The sequence below is a fragment of the Verrucomicrobiota bacterium genome (assembly GCA_016200005.1).
Classification (GTDB): domain Bacteria; phylum Verrucomicrobiota; class Verrucomicrobiia; order Limisphaerales; family PALSA-1396; genus PALSA-1396.
Genome location: JACQFP010000013.1, coordinates 15,723 through 33,419, shown reverse-complemented (window position 1 = coordinate 33,419; position 17,697 = coordinate 15,723). Strand labels below are relative to the sequence as shown.

Annotated in this window: 21 protein-coding genes and 2 pseudogenes; 14 read left to right on the top strand and 9 right to left on the bottom strand. The window is 56.8% G+C overall.

The features are described from left to right. Positions 1–3 precede the first annotated feature (3 nt). The 7 genes and pseudogenes from HY298_04080 to HY298_04050 all read right to left on the bottom strand — a co-directional run bounded on the left by HY298_04080 (position 4) and on the right by HY298_04050 (position 3,848). Positions 4–407 (bottom strand): annotated as a pseudogene (locus HY298_04080) (KilA-N domain-containing protein). After that, positions 385–1,086: a hypothetical protein gene (locus HY298_04075; GenBank protein ID MBI3849457.1), complete on the bottom strand. Its 702-nt coding sequence runs from the start codon at positions 1,084–1,086 to the stop codon at positions 385–387. Before HY298_04075 ends, HY298_04080 begins: the two are co-directional and overlap by 23 nt. Before the next feature lie 95 nt (positions 1,087–1,181). Further along, positions 1,182–2,273: an ABC transporter ATP-binding protein gene (locus HY298_04070; protein ID MBI3849456.1), complete on the bottom strand. Its 1,092-nt coding sequence runs from the start codon at positions 2,271–2,273 to the stop codon at positions 1,182–1,184. After that, the gene (locus tag HY298_04065; protein ID MBI3849455.1) at positions 2,263–2,637 is read right to left on the bottom strand and encodes a hypothetical protein; all 375 of its coding nucleotides are present in this window, start codon (positions 2,635–2,637) and stop codon (positions 2,263–2,265) included. The genes HY298_04070 and HY298_04065 overlap by 11 nt, the downstream gene beginning before the upstream one ends. An 86-nt stretch (positions 2,638–2,723) precedes the next feature. Then, positions 2,724–3,092 carry a DUF5615 family PIN-like protein gene (locus HY298_04060; GenBank protein MBI3849454.1) on the bottom strand — a complete coding sequence of 123 codons (369 nt, stop codon included), beginning with the start codon at positions 3,090–3,092 and terminating at the stop codon, positions 2,724–2,726. Then, complete coding sequence (locus HY298_04055) at positions 3,089–3,406, bottom strand: DUF433 domain-containing protein (GenBank protein ID MBI3849453.1); 318 nt, start codon at positions 3,404–3,406, stop codon at positions 3,089–3,091. The genes HY298_04060 and HY298_04055 overlap by 4 nt, the downstream gene beginning before the upstream one ends. 20 nt (positions 3,407–3,426) lie before the next feature. Further along, positions 3,427–3,848: pseudogene (locus HY298_04050) on the bottom strand (ABC transporter ATP-binding protein). Positions 3,849–4,012: 164 nt separating this feature from the next. Here HY298_04050 and HY298_04045 point away from each other — a divergent pair. The 6 genes from HY298_04045 to HY298_04020 are packed head-to-tail and all read left to right on the top strand — an operon-like array spanning position 4,013 to position 8,878. Continuing rightward, positions 4,013–5,629, top strand: a complete 1,617-nt coding sequence (locus tag HY298_04045; GenBank protein MBI3849452.1) for a hypothetical protein — start codon at positions 4,013–4,015, stop codon at positions 5,627–5,629. Between the two features lie 3 nt (positions 5,630–5,632). Then, positions 5,633–6,385: a diphthine--ammonia ligase gene (locus HY298_04040; protein ID MBI3849451.1), complete on the top strand. Its 753-nt coding sequence runs from the start codon at positions 5,633–5,635 to the stop codon at positions 6,383–6,385. A 26-nt stretch (positions 6,386–6,411) separates the two neighbouring features. Then, complete coding sequence (locus HY298_04035) at positions 6,412–6,939, top strand: hypothetical protein (protein ID MBI3849450.1); 528 nt, start codon at positions 6,412–6,414, stop codon at positions 6,937–6,939. A 27-nt stretch (positions 6,940–6,966) separates the two neighbouring features. After that, positions 6,967–7,743 (top strand): hypothetical protein, encoded by a 777-nt coding sequence (locus HY298_04030; protein MBI3849449.1) that lies wholly within the window; start codon positions 6,967–6,969, stop codon positions 7,741–7,743. Further along, positions 7,671–7,832, top strand: a complete 162-nt coding sequence (locus tag HY298_04025) for a DUF1289 domain-containing protein (protein MBI3849448.1) — start codon at positions 7,671–7,673, stop codon at positions 7,830–7,832. Before HY298_04030 ends, HY298_04025 begins: the two co-directional genes overlap by 73 nt. Further along, entirely contained in the window at positions 7,829–8,878 is a 1,050-nt protein-coding gene (locus HY298_04020) for a cobalamin-binding protein (GenBank protein ID MBI3849447.1), read from the top strand. Before HY298_04025 ends, HY298_04020 begins: the two co-directional genes overlap by 4 nt. A 40-nt stretch (positions 8,879–8,918) precedes the next feature. Here HY298_04020 and HY298_04015 read toward each other — a convergent pair whose 3' ends face one another. Together HY298_04015 and HY298_04010 are read right to left on the bottom strand one after the other, a co-directional pair. Then, a complete protein-coding gene (locus tag HY298_04015) occupies positions 8,919–9,278 on the bottom strand; it encodes a hypothetical protein (protein ID MBI3849446.1) in 360 nt (119 codons plus the stop codon). Beyond that, the gene (locus HY298_04010) at positions 9,205–12,060 is read right to left on the bottom strand and encodes a relaxase domain-containing protein (GenBank protein MBI3849445.1); all 2,856 of its coding nucleotides are present in this window, start codon (positions 12,058–12,060) and stop codon (positions 9,205–9,207) included. Before HY298_04010 ends, HY298_04015 begins: the two co-directional genes overlap by 74 nt. A 140-nt stretch (positions 12,061–12,200) precedes the next feature. Here HY298_04010 and HY298_04005 point away from each other — a divergent pair, with 140 nt between their 5' ends. The 8 genes from HY298_04005 to HY298_03970 all read left to right on the top strand — a co-directional run bounded on the left by HY298_04005 (position 12,201) and on the right by HY298_03970 (position 17,690). Then, positions 12,201–12,881, top strand: a complete 681-nt coding sequence (locus HY298_04005) for an NERD domain-containing protein (protein ID MBI3849444.1) — start codon at positions 12,201–12,203, stop codon at positions 12,879–12,881. Positions 12,882–13,102: 221 nt separating this feature from the next. Beyond that, complete coding sequence (locus HY298_04000; GenBank protein MBI3849443.1) at positions 13,103–13,381, top strand: hypothetical protein; 279 nt, start codon at positions 13,103–13,105, stop codon at positions 13,379–13,381. 2 nt (positions 13,382–13,383) lie between these two features. After that, a complete protein-coding gene (locus HY298_03995) occupies positions 13,384–13,638 on the top strand; it encodes a hypothetical protein (GenBank protein MBI3849442.1) in 255 nt (84 codons plus the stop codon). A gap of 454 nt (positions 13,639–14,092) precedes the next feature. After that, positions 14,093–14,524, top strand: a complete 432-nt coding sequence (locus HY298_03990) for a hypothetical protein (GenBank protein ID MBI3849441.1) — start codon at positions 14,093–14,095, stop codon at positions 14,522–14,524. Beyond that, on the top strand, positions 14,521–15,213 hold the full coding sequence (locus HY298_03985) for a hypothetical protein (protein ID MBI3849440.1): 693 nt from the start codon (positions 14,521–14,523) through the stop codon (positions 15,211–15,213). The genes HY298_03990 and HY298_03985 overlap by 4 nt, the downstream gene beginning before the upstream one ends. 5 nt (positions 15,214–15,218) lie before the next feature. After that, on the top strand, positions 15,219–15,584 hold the full coding sequence (locus tag HY298_03980) for a hypothetical protein (protein ID MBI3849439.1): 366 nt from the start codon (positions 15,219–15,221) through the stop codon (positions 15,582–15,584). Next, positions 15,581–17,059, top strand: a complete 1,479-nt coding sequence (locus tag HY298_03975; GenBank protein ID MBI3849438.1) for a type IV secretion system DNA-binding domain-containing protein — start codon at positions 15,581–15,583, stop codon at positions 17,057–17,059. The genes HY298_03980 and HY298_03975 overlap by 4 nt, the downstream gene beginning before the upstream one ends. A gap of 58 nt (positions 17,060–17,117) precedes the next feature. Then, on the top strand, positions 17,118–17,690 hold the full coding sequence (locus HY298_03970; protein ID MBI3849437.1) for an RES family NAD+ phosphorylase: 573 nt from the start codon (positions 17,118–17,120) through the stop codon (positions 17,688–17,690). Positions 17,691–17,697: the final 7 nt, after the last annotated feature.

Below are 17,697 nucleotides of genomic sequence, written 5' to 3'. Positions count from 1 at the left end.
GATTTATTTGTCTTTCGTGCCGGGCAACGCTTTCAAACTTGTGGAGGTCAGGACTTGCATCTGGCGAATGGCAATTTGATTGAGCCGTTTCAGCCGTTCACCCTGCGGCAATCCCATGTGAATGAACTCGGCATTCATGCCCTCCATGTTCGCGAGGACGAGAGGTGGGCAAATGTGCCGCCATATCGCCCCGGCGTGGCTTTGAGGCCGATGGCGTTGGTTTTCTCGACCCAATCCTTCACGTTGATTTTGTAGCTGTTGAGGCCCACCTGACTTTTAATTATGGCGAATTCGCCATAATTAAAACCGGGGTTGAAAACGGATTCCCAGATGCCAAGGAACTCGACCGTATTGCGGTTTCGCAACCAATCAGAGATAAAGAACTCACCGTCCTTCGCTTGAAGCATGTCCGTGAGCGAGATGTAGTCGCCATCCTTGCCGGAGCGTGTCGAAGATTCGCGGATAGGGCGTTCCTGCCTCGGCAGAAGGTTGCATGACCATGAGGCCTTTCAACTCAGGCCGTTTCAGCCAGCCCTCGCGCCCGCCGTAGAGTCCGCCGCTGAACACGGCGGGCTGCTTGAATGCCGTCGAGGTGCGGTTGCTGATGAACCGCTTGGGTACGCCCGGCGGCCACCACATGGCTGGAGCGAACCCATCGCCATTAATTGTTTCAACATCGTGGTCATCAAACGCCATCGTGTGGGTCATGTACCGGAGGCGGCTCTCGACCAGTTTCTTGCGCGTTGCGAACAACGGCCAGATTTGGCATTCCTCTGGAGTGTGTTCAAGCGACTCCAACAAGAGAGCAACTCGCACTGGCGCGGCGCTCGCGATCCAATCCAGGAAAGCGTCATCGAGGGGGTTGTGCACGATTTCAACCCAGACCTGGTCGAACTTCGTGCCACGAAACATGTCCGGCACTCGCGGCAACCACGGCGTCGTGACGCTGGCGAAGTGGATTCCGTTCGCCCGCAACCCTTCTTCAAAACTCAATTGCGTTGAATACGGCCAGTGTCGGCCTTGCGACCAGCTTGGGAATTCCAGATGAAGCAAAAGCACGCGTAGTTTCTTGAAGCCACGTTTCATCGATGTAAGCACGGTTCAGCCACTGCCAAGAGTCTTGCACTAGCAGTCAATAAAACGCGTTTGCTGGATTGCTCTTGACCAGGAGGTTCCGCTGCTCAGATTCGCTTTGGGGATTTCCAGACGGAATCGCCGTTGACGAGGCCTGAGTTGGAGTGCTTAGGCACCAAACCCTCCTTTGAATGATCCAAGACCTCCAGCGTCACGGCGTCCACACCGAAGATGAGCTTCATCTCGATATGCTCGATGTCGGCTCCAAAGTGCAGCTTGTAGAGGCCGGGCCTCAGAGGATTATCGAGCGTCAGCTCGATGAGGTAGTGGCCCGGTTCGAAGTCCCACAGCGGCTTGGAACGGTCGTCTTCGTGATGGACATGGAAGATATGCGTCCCGTCAAGCGCGCGAATGCCCGCGCCAAACGCTACACGCGCAACAGGTTTTGTGACTTCAATTTCGAGCGCCACCCGGATCGGCTGCCGCCAGTAAACGGAGAAATTGTTCACGGGCGGGTCCAGTAACCGGACCCGTCGCACGCGAATGGCTTTGCTGCCGATCACATAGTGGTCCTCGTCGGCAACCACTTTCTCGGCAACGTCCGCTTGGTTGCTGCTGAGATATTCACCCACAATGGCGTCCACCGGCCCGATGGCCTTGATCCGGCCAGCTTCCAGCAACATAGCGCGCGAGCAAAGCGCTTTGACGGTGCTCATACTGTGGCTCACGATCAGGACCGTCTTGCCTTCGCTCGCGATTTGTTCCATGCGGCCAATGCATTTTTTTTGAAACGCTTTGTCTCCCACCGCCAGCACTTCATCCATTAGCAGGATTTGTGGTTGCAGATGCGCTGCCACCGCAAACGCCAGCCGCACATACATGCCGCTGCTGTAACGTTTCACAGGTGTGTCCAGGAACTTTTCCACCTCCGCAAACGCCACAATCTCGTCGAACTTCCGTTTAATCTCCGCCCGGTGCATTCCCAAAATCGCCCCGTTCAAAAAGATGTTTTCCCGCCCTGTCAGTTCCGGATGAAACCCCGTCCCCACTTCCAGCAAACTCGCCACGCGTCCTTTGATCCGCACCCTTCCCTCCGTCGGCTCGGTAATGCGGCTCAGGATTTTGAGCAGCGTGCTTTTCCCCGCCCCGTTGCGTCCGATGACGCCCACCACTTCGCCCTGGCGCACTTCAAAGCTCACGTTTTTGAGCGCCCAGAAGTCTTCGGTTCGGGGAGCGCGACCGCCCCGGTTGCTTCCAGTCGGCGTCTCGCCGAGTGGCGGGTAGGGCGCATTCTCCCTCCAGGCTGGTAGCCTCCCCCTCCGGGCCGGAAGCCGCAACGCGCCGTTCTCCGGAGTTGTCTTTCGGCGAGGCGCCGAAAGCAGCAGGCGAGTCGCCTGCGCTCCCCAGTCCATCTGCCATCTTCGCTCTCCTCAAAAAATGAAACGGTGCCTTCATTTTTTGCGCAATCACATCCCGCAACGCCACATAGCGCTGGCGCTCGGCTTGGTGGCGAATGCGGCATTTTTTGCCGAGGTTTTCGACCGAGATGATGGTGTCGGACATAGAAGAAACGCTGAAATTCTGAAAAACTGAAATGCTAAAAACGGGCGCGGAACAAAAGTCGAAACACTGAAATTAGGGGTCAGCGGTCAAATAGTGCTGCCCCAATTGCTAAGGAATTCCACGCGGTTTTGCATTTCTTCGGCGGTGAATCTGTGAATCAGACGCAACAAGCGATATGTTTGCTCGCCGATGGAGTAGCGTTGCTGGTGTCCCAGAATGATACCGGAATGGCTTCTTCCGTCTCGCATCCAATCCGAATGAATCCGGTAGAAGTCGCGCCGGTTTGAACTATAAACAACCCGCTGGTTTTCGGCGGCCCAGCCAAGCTGTTCTTCGTCTGACTGCTTCAGCATGCCAACTTCCGCGGTCGAGACAACGTCCACCGAGCGCAAGCGCAACGCTTTCAGCAAATCTGTGTCACTGGAATCTTCGTCCAGGTAGAGCCGAATGGTCATTTCTGTACCGCCGCCTGCCGCTGCCGCGCCAGGTGCTCACGCTCAATCCGGTCCGACTCAGCTTCTTCCTCGGCCATTTCGCGGTCCATGGCTTCCTGATTGGCGTAATAAAACGCCAGGGCTACATGCACCTGAGCCAACGAGATGTGCCCGATCCGAATTGCGATTTCCTCCGGCAATAGCCCGGAATGATGCCACCGGACGATGGTGCGAACGGTGACGCCGGTCCCGGCCAGATGCGGCGTACCGCCCTTGATCCCCGGCGTGCGAGAGATCATGTCTCCGATTTCAACTTGAGTTGCAACAACGCTCATGTCCACAAGATGGTTGATTCCTTTCGCCCCGTCAATTCGGGATAAATACCCATGCCCACTTCCAACAAACTGGCGAGATGCGTCCTCTCACCTTCACCCGTCCTTCCGTCGGTTCGGTGATGCGGCTCAGAATCTTCAGCAGCGTTGATTTCCCCGCGCCGTTGGTCCCCGGTGAAATGGAAGTTCTGCATCGTCATTTCAAAATCAGGAAGGTGGAAATTGGGAAAGTTGAAAGTTGATGAAAATCTATTTCACGGGGCAGGCCGATGATCCCCACCACTTCGCCCTGGCGCACCGAGAAGGAGACGTCGCGAAGTGCCCAACAATCTTCGGTTCGGGGAGCGCGACCGCCCCGGTTGCCTCCACTCGGCGTCTCGCCGGTTTGATTGCGCTCGTCGGACTCCGATTTTTTCGGAGTCACTTCTCCGTCAATGAGAAGGATGAGGCCAGCCTGACGAACTGTTTTTCGTCAGGATTCGTTGGATGCCTTCATTCCCCGTATTGCCGGAGTCTGGAGGTTTTTTGCTTTCAGGCTTCGCGCTGGTCTCTCAACTAAAACCGTTCCGTGATTTTAATTTTCACGGAACAAATTGAAAGATCAGCTTAATGAAAATCCGTTCGCTGGCAGTCGCCAGCCTGTTCGTCCTATCCGTCGTCTCCGTCCGCGCGCAATTCGCCAGTTCCATGATTGATTACAATTCCGGCACCGGTTTTGCCGCCGGCTACACCAACACGTCTGCTGCGCTCGGTGCGCCTGCGTCCGGCAGTTCCGTCACGCCGTTCGGCCCGCCGTTTGCCAAGAGCCAGCTCGTGTCCATCGGCACGAACGGCTCGCTCACGTTGCGGTTTGACTCGCCCATCATCAATAATCCCTCGAATCCGTTTGGGCTGGATTTCTTGATTTTCGGCAACACCTTTTTCGCCATCACCAATGGAAATTTTTCCGGCGGCGGCATCACGTCCGGCGCGCTCGGCGGCAACAACACCGGCGCGACCCGCGTGGAAGTCAGCGCGGATGGCGTGAACTGGTTCACGCTCAACCCCGCGCTCGCGCCCACGGCGGACAATGTTTTTCCGACCGACGGTCTTGGCGATCCGCGCCTGCCCGTCAACCCAACGCTGACCGGCAGCAGCTTCGGCGGTCTGGGACTCACCGGCATCCGCGCGCTCTACAACGGCTCCGCCGGCGGCACCGGCTACGACCTCGCGTGGGCGCAGGACACAAATGGAAATTTCGTCAATCTGCCCATCGTACGCTACGTCCGCGTGAACGTATTGAGCAGCAAATCGGAAATTGATGCGCTCGCCGCCGTGCGCGGCGGCACGCCGGTCTTTGCCGATGATTTTTATGCGAACCCGTTGGCGAACGGCTGGAATATTTTCGGCGACACTAATTTGTTCGGTTGGAATTCGACGAACCAAAACGTCGAGGTCACTTGGGATTCCACGCAGCCCAACAGTTATCTATATCATCCGCTCGGCACGATTCTCGCCAAGGACGACGCCTTCACGGTTTCGTTTGATTTGCAATTGAGCGACATCGCCGTCGTCAATGGCGGCGGACAGGTATCCGTCGGGCTGCTGAATTTCTCCGAAGCCACGAACGCCAGTTTTTCCCGGCCCGCCGCCAACACGCCGGACTTGTTTGAGTTCGATTATTTCCCCGACACCGGCTTCGGCGATTCCATTGCCGCCTCGCTCGCGGACATGACGGTGAATGACATGAACTCGACCAACTTTTATTTCACCTATGACGACCAGCCGATGCTGCCCGGCGTCACATATCAGGTCACGCTCACGCACACCGCTGGTTCGCCCGCCATCAGCGGCCAGGTCTTCACCAACGGCGTCCTTTACACGGCGCTGCCGTTTGTCTATGCCGGCCCCATCACCGATTTCCGGCTTGATACACTGGCCGTCAGCAGTTTTCACGACGACGGTTTTGGCGATGACATCCTTGCTCACGGCACGGTAAACAATTTCGTTGTCAATCTCCCACCGCCGCCGGTGCAAAATCTTACCGGCGCGTTCAGCAACGGCCTCTGGCAGGCGCAATTCATCAGCCGGAGCAACTGGCTCTACACGCTCGAACGCACAACGAATTTTGTTTCGTGGACTGACGTTTCCGCTGCCGCCAGCGGCAACGGAACAAATCTATTTTTGCCGGACACGAACGCACCGGTGGATAAAGGCTTTTATCGCGTGCGGGCCGGACGCCCATAATATATGGTCAAAAAGAAAATCATCTTCTGTTGGAGCGGCGGCAAAGATTCCGCGCTCGCGCTGAACCGCATTTTGCGCGACGAACATTATGAAGTTGTCTCGCTGCTCACGACGTGCAATGAGCATTTCCAGCGCGTCTCCATGCACGGCGTGCGGCTGAAATTGCTCGACGCGCAGGCCGAAGCCATCGGCCTGCCGCTTGAGAAAGTCTTCGTCAGCCAGCGCAGTTCCAACGAAGAGTATCAGAAAAAAATGTCCGCCTGCCTGCTCGCGCACAAGGCGCGCGGCGTCACTGGCTGCGTCTTCGGTGACATTTTTCTCGAAGACCTCAAGCGCTGGCGCGAGGAAAATCTGGCGCGCGTCGGCCTGCACGGGATTTTCCCACTTTGGAAAATTGATTCGCGCGAATTGATCCGTGAATTCATTTCGCTCGGCTTCGGTTCGGTCATCTGCTGCGCGAACGATGCGTATCTCGGCGAAGATGCCGTGGGCCGGAACATTGACGCAGACTTTATCGCCACGCTGCCGCCGGAAGTTGATCCCTGCGGCGAGAACGGTGAGTTCCATTCGTTCGCCTTCGCCGGGCCGGTTTTCAAACAGCCGGTGCGGTTTACAGTCGGCGAAAAAGTTTATCGCCCGGTTGAAGTGACACATCTGAGCGATTCCAATTCATCCTACGTCTGCCCGTCCAGTCCGCGCCGCACGAAGGGCTTTTGGTTTTGCGATTTGCTACCTGATAAAACTGAAACAAATTAACCGACCACCAACCAGAAAGAAAAAATATGAACAAACCTCGATTCACCATGCTCGCGGCAATGATCCTCGCGGCTGCCGCCTCACGATTGATTCCGCATCCACCCAACTTCACGCCCATTGCCGCCATCGCGCTCTTTGGCGGCGCGCAATTCTCCAGCAAGCGCACCGCGTTCCTCGTGCCGCTAGCCGGACTGTTTTTGAGGGACCTCGTGTTCGGATTTTACGCGATCACGGCGGTGGTTTACGGGAGTTTCGCGCTCACGGTCTGCTTTGGATTTTGGGTGCGCCACCGTCGCTCGGTTCAACGCATTGCGTTCGCTGCCGTCGCGAGCGCGATATTGTTTTTCGTGCTGACGAATTTCGGCGTTTGGGCGATTGACAATTTGTATCCGAAAACGTCCGCCGGATTGGTGGATTGTTATGTTGCCGCCATACCATTCTTCCGAAATATGTTGCTGGGTAATTTGCTCTATTCGGCACTGCTTTTCGGGGGACTCGCCTTCGCGGAAAATCGTTTTGTCCGGCTACGCGAACCCGCAGCGGGTGTCGCCTGATGCGTCCATAGAGCAATCACTTATCCCATGCAAAGCGCAGCAATGCTCTGGACCGGAGGCAAGGATTGTTCAGTGGCGCTTTATGAATCCGGGCAGGACGGTTATGATGTCCGTTGCCTCGTTACGTTCGCACCATTGAATCCGAATTTTTTGGCGCATCCGCCGGGCTTCATCAAAATGCAGGCGCAAGCACTGGCACTGCCACATCATATTTTGTCCATCACCGAACCCTTCGAGAAACGTTACGAAGCCGCGTTGTGCGAATTGCGGGATAAAATGGGCATCAGCACTGTCATCACCGGCGACATCGCGGAAGTGAACGGAAGTCCGAATTGGATTCGTGAACGCAGCCATCCGGTGGGAATGAATGTGCATACGCCGTTGTGGGGCCGCGACCGGCTCGCCTTGCTACAACAGCAACTGGCCAACGGATTCAAGGTAATCTTCTCGTGCGTCAACACCCGCTGGCTCGCGGCGGGCTGGGTGGGCCGCGAGTTGGATGACGCGGCCATTGCAGATTTGCGTAACGTTCGCGACCAAACCGGCCTCGATCTCTGTGGCGAGGAAGGCGAGTATCACACTCTCGTCACGGACGGGCCGACGTTCACACGTCCAATCCGAATTTGCTCCCATGCAAAACGCACCAAAGATTTGCTGGCCTACATGGAAATTCACGAGTTGGAACTTGCTGCGCCGGGACCATCGAATCTCCATGTATTGACGTTTGCCAAATGTCGGAAGACAAAACTGTCTGCACCGGCTGCCATCGGTCGTTGTCTGAAATTGCCAACCGGAGAGTCTTGACTGACGCAGAAAAGATTCGGGTCGTCGCCGCGGCACAGGCAAGAGAGGCGACTTCGGAAAGCAAGACAACCTTTGAGCAAATCCCATGAACCACCCGCGCATTGTTTCCTTTCTGCCCGCCGCGACCGAGATGGTGTATGCGCTGAGTCTCGGCGACCAGCTCGTCGGCGTCTCGCATGAATGTGATTTTCCGGCGGCGGCAAAAATGAAACCCGTCATCGTCCGGCCTGCGCTCGCTTTGGAAAAAATGAGCCTGCGCGAAATCGATGTCGCGGTGGCTGAACGCATCCGCAGTGGCGGCAGCCTTTATCAAGTGGACGAAAATCTATTGTGTGAACTGAAACCGGATTTGATTCTGACGCAACACTTGTGTCAGGTCTGCGCCACGTCGGGCAATGATTTGACGGTCGCGCTGAAATTGCTCCAGCCCAAGCCGGAAAGTTTGTGGATGACGCCGCACTCGCTGGCGGAGATTTTTGAAAACATCCGCGAGTTAGGCCAGGCCACTGGACGGTCAAACGCAGCGGAGACATTCATCATCGAACGCTGCGAACGGCTGGAAAAAATCGCCGCACTAACCAATAACATTTCCCGCCGACCGCGCGTGTTCTGCATGGAATGGGCTGATCCGGTTTATTGCGCCGGACATTGGGTGCCGGAAATGGTTGAACTCGCCGGTGGCATTGACGCGCTGGCGCGCAAGGGAACGGATTCCGTGCGCATCCAATGGACGGACGTTTTGAAATGGTCGCCTGAAATCCTGATTTTCTCGCCGTGCGGATTCAATCTTGAGAAAACGCTCGAACAAGTTTCACATCTGGAATCGCAGCCGGGCTGGTCGGAACTTCCGGCGGTTCGCAGCGGACGAGTTTATGCCGTGGACGCGAATTCTTATTTTGCCCGGCCCGGCCCACGCGTCGTTGATGGCGTTGAACTGCTCGCGCATTTGATTCATCCGGAATTATTTGACTGGAATGGCCCGGACGATGCCTTTCGCGCGATTTCAACGTCGAATGCCACTCCCGACCCGCTCCGTTCCGCTTCCGGTTTCAGAACGCCCGTTCAGTGCGTGGAACCTCCAAAACCATTCGGCCGGGATTCAGGACATCAATTTCGACTCAGTGCCAATGGGTGAACTGTCAAGCACGACTAAACTGATAGTTAGATTTGCGTCCTCACTCCTTGACCTCTTGGAGGTGTTGCTTGTCTGACGGTTGCATTTCGGTCACGACAATTTCGGCAACGACCGGCTGGCCGTCAGGAACGAGCGACCGCTGATTGCCTGGCAACGCAGCGAGGAATGACAATTCCATCCGTTGCATCGCAGTCTCGATGCGGCGCAAAGAATGGCCGCGCAACGAGACTTCATGCGTGGCGAACACCAAGCGCAGGCGCTGCTCCTTCCCATCGCTCTTGAGTTCGGCGAAGGCGAATTGGTCAAACGGCAGCAGCAGGCTTTGTTCAGCCGACAGTTCGACTTTGACCGCGCGAGCGTTCGGATCGCTCGCCCAACATTCGGGTGATTTTGTGCTCATGTGTTTGTGTGGGTTGATTGTGGTGACGACGAGACAGCTTGAGGCGGCAGAAACTGTCCGCCGCGCGACGACCGAAGCGAAGCATGTAGCCGTGAAGGCGATCCCAAAGGCGAGCACCGCGCCGGGGCGCGACCCTGGGCGCGAGTTCCAACGCCAACGGCCTGTGGCCGGAGCGAGTCATATTCTCGCGGAGTTGTTCCTTGTCCGGTGTGAAGATGCGAATGCCGCGTCGTCCGCGCGAAATCGTCACATACCATTGCTGGGAGTTTGTTGCCGCCTTAATGGTCGAATCGGAGAACAGGACGTAATCCACCGTCTTACCTTGCGAACCGTATGAAGTGACGGCGTAGCCGGGGAGGAATTCACGAAAGTTCGAATCCAGGACGCGGCCGTCGGTGAGTTCAATTGCGCCATCAGGACGAACCGCTTTCACCGCCACCAGTTCGCCATTGGTGACGCGACCACCGGAAGCCAGTTTGCGATTTGCTTTCAGGTGCAGGCGGTCACCAGCGGCAAGTGCCAGTTCGCGAAGCTGACACACCGAAATACGGTCGAGCATCTTGTTCGACACGGTGACGAAACGCCCGCCGACCTCGACCAACACTCCAGATTTCACGATGCCGGCCAGCTTTCCTTTTGCGCCTGGCTCGGCTTCGCGGATCTTCTGATTGAATATCACGACAGCATCATCCGGGTAAAATCGTTCATCGCGCTTCTGCGCGTTCGTCAGGTCGAGCTTGTCCAGCGCCTGAACCGTTGTGTCGTTTCGGCCGAGCAATCCCTTTGCCTTCAGCGCATCGCGCACGCGCGAGTTGACGTGATGAACTTCCGCCCAGGTCTGCGAAACCACGACCGCCGAAGCGCTTTGCTCTGCGAGATGGATATATTCCTCGGCAAGTTTGTCGGCTTGAGTGCCCAGGCCGCAGGCTACGACTGCGCCCATCTTGTCGAGCCTTTCAAACGATTCGCTCAACTTCCCAGCCGCCGCTGATTCGACAGCTTTCCGATACTGCCTGATCCGAGTGCGTTCATCGGAGTCCTTGCCAAGCGCCGGGTCTTGCCGGCGAATCTTGTGCAGTTCGACCGGACGAACGCCGGAGTGTCGCTCGATTGCGAGCAGAGCATCCGAAGCCTCGACCGCCCCATGCTGTCGCGTGTCGCCGGAAAGGATTACGCGCGCATTCCGTTCGCGAGCCAGGCGCAGCAGTTCGAGCATCTGCCGTCCACCAATCTGCCCAGCTTCGTCCACGACCACGACCGCGCTCTCGGCGAGTTCACGTTTGAGGAGAAAACTTGCGATTGTTGACGGTGACGGCAGCCCGGCCTTCTCCATGTCCACGACTTGCTGACGTTGCGGGGCGAGGACGACGACTCGAAGGCCCGAATGTTGAAGTTGCTCGGCGAGTTCGCGCAGAACGAAACTTTTGCCAGTGCCCGCGCCGCCTCTAAAAATGGCCACGGCATTGGTCGAGGAAAGCAAAGCATCGAGTGCCTGACGTTGTTCGCCGTCGAGTTGTGCATTCACCGGACGCGGATTCGTGACCAGCGGCCAGGAATCGCCGACGCCTTCTTTCGCGGTTTGAACAATCTCCCATTCGCGCAGCAGCACTTCACGCAACGTCACTTCTCCCGGGCGCGCTTCGTCCCGGATGTAACCGCGCTGCCGGGTGAAATCCGTCAGTTCAGACACCGAGAAAGACTCGCCTCGCGCGCGGCCCAGTGCCTCCTGCCACAACTGGCACTCAAGCACGACGGAGTTTCGGTCAAACAAATGTTCCTCTGCCCATTGCACGGCATCGGCCAAGGACACCCGGCTTCCGTCCGATAAACTTTGCGTGGACTGATTACGCAGGCGGCTGATTGCTTGCCGCTCCTCTCGCGTCAACTGCGATTCCCACAAGGTCAGCAATTCGTCCCGGCTCAAGTCTCGCTGCTTGCGTGCCCGTTCTGCCGTCGCAAGCAGCCGACGAGTGGCCATCACGTCTCCGCCCGCGATTTCGGGCTTTTCCTCCAACAGCTTTACCAATGCTCTGTCAATCTCCGCGCGCCGTTTTGAAAACCGCTCACAGAGCTCGTCCGAAACTCCCTCAACTTGAAAGTCTCCGCGCGCCCGGTTGCAAATCTGGTAGCCGAACCCACGCAATTCGCGCGCGAGTTCGTGATAGTAGGCATTCTCGGCGAACTTCCGGGCGCGCAAGAGTTCGTAATTTTGGAGAGCCTTCCACCGATACTCCACAGGATCGAACGTCGCGTTGAAGACGATGCAGTGTGTGTGCAGATGCGGATCAAGAGCGCGAGACGTGTCGTGAGTGAACAGCGCCGCCGCAAAGTTGCCCGTCAACCGGTCGCCCTGAGCGCCATCTGTCCGAACCCGAGTCGCTGCGAACGCCTCGAATTCCCGGACTGCCGCGTTTACGGCTCGCGCATGTGCTTCCAGAATCCGTTCGTCTTTGCCGACGAACGCCGCGATGGACACCGACTTCGGCGGTGAAAACGTAAAGTCGAAGAATATCCTCCGATTGGCCGCGTTCTCGCCGTCCTCGATCCGCGTGGTGTTCAGTCGCTGGGTCAGCGTTTCACCCGTGGAGGGATTCTGATTTTCGCACAGCCGCAGAAAGTCATCGGCTCGGACTTTGCCAGACAAGCCGAGTCGTTCCGCACCCAGCCCGATCCATTCGCCGGCCACACGCTCCCCTTCGTTGTAGTAATCGCCAACGCAGAGGTGTTCCTCGAAGTATTCCCGCGCGTTCTTGAGGTTGTATTGCGTCTTTGCCGTGACCACGAGGGGACACTATCACGACGGGCGGGCCGCTTTGTGTATCACATACATCTCCTCGTCCGAGTCAAAGGAGACGCTTCAAATCGGCGGACCTCAACCCGCACTTGTCAAATCCACCCCCATTGGAAAGACTTGGATTCAGTATGTTCGGCGTGCTTAAAGGTTGGTTCGGAGAAAAGCTGACCACATTCGGCATGTGGTTGCGCTTGGATAAAAATATCTACCGGCGCATTGATGACATCATCCTTCCGTCAGGGAACGGAACGACTCAGCTTGATCATGTTTTGGTTTCGACTTTTGGCATTTTTGTTATCGAGACGAAGAACATGCAGGGATGGATTTTTGGCGATGAGAAGGACAGCACCTGGTGTCAAAGCATCTACGGGCACAAAAATCGGTTTCAAAACCCGCTTCGCCAGAATTACCGTCACATCGAGTGTCTCGCTGAGTTCTTGAAATTGGAGCGACGGTTCTTTCACTCCGTCGTGTTCTTTATCGGAGAATGCGAATTCAAGACACCGTTGCCAGCCAATGTGCTGTGCTCGGCTTTGGGCAGCTACATCACGAGCTTCAATACCGCGCTGCTTACCCACGAGCGGGTGTCGGAAACCGAGGGCAAACTCAGGGAAGTGAAGGCCACGAGTGGCTTGACCAAGTCGGATCATCTGGCGTCATTGAACCAACGGCACGCATCCACGGATGTGTGCCCCAAATGCGGCGGGCGAATGGTTGCCCGCACAGCCAAGAACAGCGGCAAACAGTTTTTGGGTTGCGCCAACTTTCCAAAATGCCGCCACACCATCTGGCCAAAGGGAGAAACATGATTCAGAGCAACCCCACCGATTCCAACCATTCAGGAAGTTGGATATAGCCACCGGAACTGCGCCAGATTCAATCTCCGAGGGTTTGTTCCATTTTCGCCCCATTCTCTGGCGGGAGCTTCTGCACCCTTGCCGAGACCGCCCCCCGGACATGACACGGACTGTGCGCGCATCCTGTGTAGCAGCTACACCAGCTCCAAGGCGGGCTGTGCTCAACTACCACCATGAGCACGACCGCGACTCTGAGACCGGGCAACCAACTCTGGGGCATTTACCACACGGCTCGAGAGTATGCCCGCGTGATGGGTGATCCACTTCGCACCGTCGTTGAAGCACCCACCAAACTTGCCGCCGAGGAAGCCGCCGCGCGACTCGGCTTCAGTGAACCGTGGGCGCATCCCGTCACGTCAGAATTAGCGCAGCGGGCACAGTGGCTTCCCAAACGGCGGCCAAACTACCGGCAACGATGCGCCCACCAACCCTCACGCGGCATCCGCATCTGACCATGCAAACACCAACGACAGCTCAAATCCGTACCGCCATTGAAGTGCTGAAAAAGTTCGGCGAACACATCAACACCAACACTGCCAATGCGGTAATCGCGCTGCACGAATCACCGCACTCCGACCGACAGGCAGCGCAAATGGGATCTCAGACGATTGACCAAACCACGCGCATCGAGACCGTGGCAGCGCAGTTGGAGAAGTGGCGCGACGATCTGCTGCAAGAGAGGAGGCAGTGTGTTTCTCATCATGTTTAATACAAGGCACGCGTTACCCCTTCGTGCCGAAGGTTTCCAGGTCCGCGAGGCAGTCGCGGTGAATACGGCGAACAGCCACGCGATATGAATCGCTCACGACCACAAACGCGGCCATTCCGCGAACGCGAGCAGGCCAAAAACAGATCGCAGACGCAATTTATCCATGTCCGCGAACAGTCCGCGAACTCGGCCAGTCCACGCGCAAAGACACGGCAGCAAACAGTCCGCATCCGCGACCAAGCAACAACTTCAACTGGCCGCGACCGGGAATCGGCAGCGGACACAAACTGTCAGCAAACAGTCCACAGGCTCGCACCGTCCACGACCGTAATCTCGCCGCTGACCAACATTGGCCGTGAACCTCGACTGGCAGAACAGTCTCCGAGCCGCCGCTTCGTCGTGTCCATTTTCCCGCTCATCAGTTTCCCGGTTCGCATCCGAATCATTCCACCCTATGTCCTCATTTGACCCAACCACAGTCCGCAAGGCGGTCGAAGAATTTACGCCGCGCCGTCCGCAGAAATTCCAGGATTTGCTCCCGGCAAAGGAAGTCATCACGGAGTTGCGACAGAAGCGGGCATCGTATCGCTCCATTGCCGATCTGCTCACGCAGCATTGTCTGCCCACAAGCAAAACCGCCATCGCAGTGTTCTGTCATCAGGTGCTCGGTGAGAGCGTCCGGCCACGCAAACGGCCAGGGCGGAAGCGATCGCCTGTTTCCACGCCCGCGAACAGTGACGGGACAACCCTTGAATCAGCGCCGGCCAGCGAAGTCGGCGCACCGGCTGAATCGTCCGCGAATCCCGAAGGCGGCGAAGCTCCGCAAACCCGCAGTCGCGGACCGCGCATTGCCCAAGTTCGGATTCTCAAACCTCAAAGCACATGAAACGTCTCGACCTCATCCTCAACGGCAAAGGCGGTGTCGGCAAAAGCTTCTTCGCCGTCAACTTCGTCCAGTTCCTCAAGGACAAAAGCATCCCCCATGTCGCAATTGATTCCGACAACGAAAACTCGACGTTGAAACGGTTTCATCCTGACACCTGGTTTCTGGATTTGGACAACCGCCGGGAACTCGATGGCATCTTCGCCGCGCTGGAGAACGCCAGCCTCGTTGTCATGGATTGCCGCGCCGCGTCCACCGACCTGTTTATTGATTACTTCGCCGAGATTGACCTGCCCGCCGTCCTGTCTGCGATGGGCGCGACGCTCACACTCATCATGCCGGTGAATCACGAATCGGACAGCGTTGATCAGGTGCAACGCCTAGCCGATCAATTCGGCAAGAAGTGCAACTACGTGGTGGTTCGCAACGCCGCGCACAGCGATAGCTTTGCATTGTTCGAATCGTCTGAAGTGCGCGCACAGCTAAAAGACAAATTCGGCGGACGGGAAATCGCCATGTCCCGATTGCAGGATTGGCTGGTTGAAGCGCTCAACGCGGAAAACCTGACCATCACGGCGGCAGCGAAGCATTCCTCTTTCAGCCTGTTGGACCGTCAACGGCTGCAAACGTGGCAGCGAAAGCTTTACGCCGAAATCGAATCCGTCGCTGGCTTGCTGCTGCCCGCGAAGTAATTCCCATGCCGAACACCGAACAACCCAACTTCGACGAAGAGTTCGACGAGGCCGTCGCCGAGTGGCGCGATAAACATCGGCTGCGAGAAGACGACGCGGTGATGCTCCTCGTCGAGTTGTTCCGAATCCACCAGCGACATTGGGATGAACTCCGTCGCCGTGAAATTCCATCTTTTGAGCAGTTCCGTGCAGACATCACGAAGCTCGTTGAAGCCGCACGGACATTTCAGGGACAGGCAGCGGCCTTACTCGAAATGTTGCGAGACCAACCACCGGCCCACCGTGCTGCAAGAATCACTCGCGCCGCCGCCATCTTCGCCACCATCGCAGGATTGCTCGCTGGTTATCTCATCGGGAGGGCTTGGCCGTGAAACTCGATGTCATTCCGTTCGGTCCAATAATGCCGCCGCCAGACCTCATTCTCGCATTGAGGAATCCGCAATACTGCTTGGTCGCGGGCGGCATTCTGCTGGCGCTCATCGCAGCCTGGCTCTTGTTCGTTCCGCGTAGCCGCAAAAACTGCGTTGCCCGACTCGGTGGTTTGAGATGGAAGCGGACTCAATTTTGTCGCGGCTGGCTCATCACCGGCGACACCGGCTCTGGCAAGACCAGTTCCGGGATCAATCAGCTTGCCCACCAGGTCTTTCAGAACGAGCCGACATGGGGTGGACTTTGCATTGATGAAAAGGGCGTGTATTGGGAAACCCTTTCAGCGATGGCTCGACACTACGGGCGCGAGCACGACCTGATTCACTTGCAAATCCGCTCGAATGACACCGACGCGGAATGGACGCCGCCAAATCGTTACAACTTGACCGGCGACCGCAGCATCCCTTTCACGACCTACGCCAAATTCATCGTGGACACCGCCACGAGTCTCGGCCAAGGCGGAGACAAAGGCTTTTTCAAGAGCCAGGCGCAAACCCACATCGCCCACGCGCTCGAAATGCTCTTCGAGTTGAGCCGCCCGGTGACGTTGCTCGCCGCCTTTGAGTTGTTATCCAACCGCGAAAGTCTTGAGGAAGAAATGGAAAATCTTGAATCCCTTCTCGAAACACCACGCCGCGTCGCTGTGTATGCCCATTTCGCGAACCGCTTTCTCAACCAGCCCGAGGAACAGCATGGCGGCGTCCGCGAAACGATCGGCAATTACCTTCAATACTTTTTGACCCCCGAAGTCGCCGAGGTTTTCTGCACCGAAGAAAGCACCTTCGATTTCGCCACTATCGACCAGGGCAAAATCATCCTCACGACGATGCCGCAGAAGTTTCAGACCGAGCGGCGCTACGTGAACACGTTCCTCAAGCTGCTTTACTACAGCCACGCCCTTCGTCGCTTCGACAAGGCCAAGGCCGAACGTGCTGATGACAATCTGCTCATCCTCTGGGCCGACGAAGCGCAGCGATTCATGACCGCGAACGAAGACGGGACGAGCGACTACAATTGCGTGGACGTGATCCGCGAAGCAGGCGCAACCGTTGTCGCCGCTGCGCAAAGCACAACCTCGCTTGTGCCGCCATTGGGCAATGACAAAGCCAAAGTGCTCACCTTGAACCTTCGCAACCGTCTCATCTTCCGCGCCGCCGACGAAGCCGATGCGGTTCAAGCCGCCGATTTCCTCGGCAAGAAGCGCGTGGTGAAACGCTCATGGGGCCACAGCGCCGGAAAGCACAACGTGAACTACTCCGAAACCGAGGAACACAAAATCAAACCGCACAAACTCCGCAATCTCCGCGATCACGAGTGCGTGCTTGTCCACTGCGAGCGAGGATTCAAGAAGGCAGTTCTGTCGCCACTTGAGCCGGATGGAACCGTCTCCGTTTGGTTCAAGAATCGCTGGTTCTGATGGGACCGAAGAATGATTGAAAAAGGTGCTGTGAAACTGCATTCATATACCCCTCATCATGGCGATTAAAGTGCATCCAGAGTTTGACGAGATAGAGCAAGCGATTCAGAAGCTCGCGAAAAAGGGCAAACCATTTTCGGCAGTCTGCTATCGTTGCACCGAACCGCAATTCGCTGACCAAATCATTTCCGGTTTGGGCAGTCAACTACATGGTGCGCGGTGGACTCCCAAGAATTCCTTTCCCGCTGTTTATCTGTGCGAGACGGTCGAAGCCGCACTACAGGAGTATTGGGCACGCGGGCGACGAATGAATCTTCCAGATCACAAATCTCTGCCGATGGTCATGGCGTGGATCAAGGTGAAGACCGCGAGTCTGCTGGACACGACTGACGCTGAAGTCGCAGCAGCCATCAACCCCTTCCTCGATACGGACAAAATCCACTGGCGTGCTATTCAAGACCGGCGGGAAGCCGCTTCTCAGGCGATTGGCCGGGCAATTCATGAAGTTTGCTTTTCGGGACTCATCGCCGCATCCCAAGCTTCACCAGGAAGCAAAAACATCATCATTTTCCCGAAAAAGCTCAAAGCACCGGAAATGTTAAGTGATCCCAACCTGAAACCGCTGGATTGAAATAGTT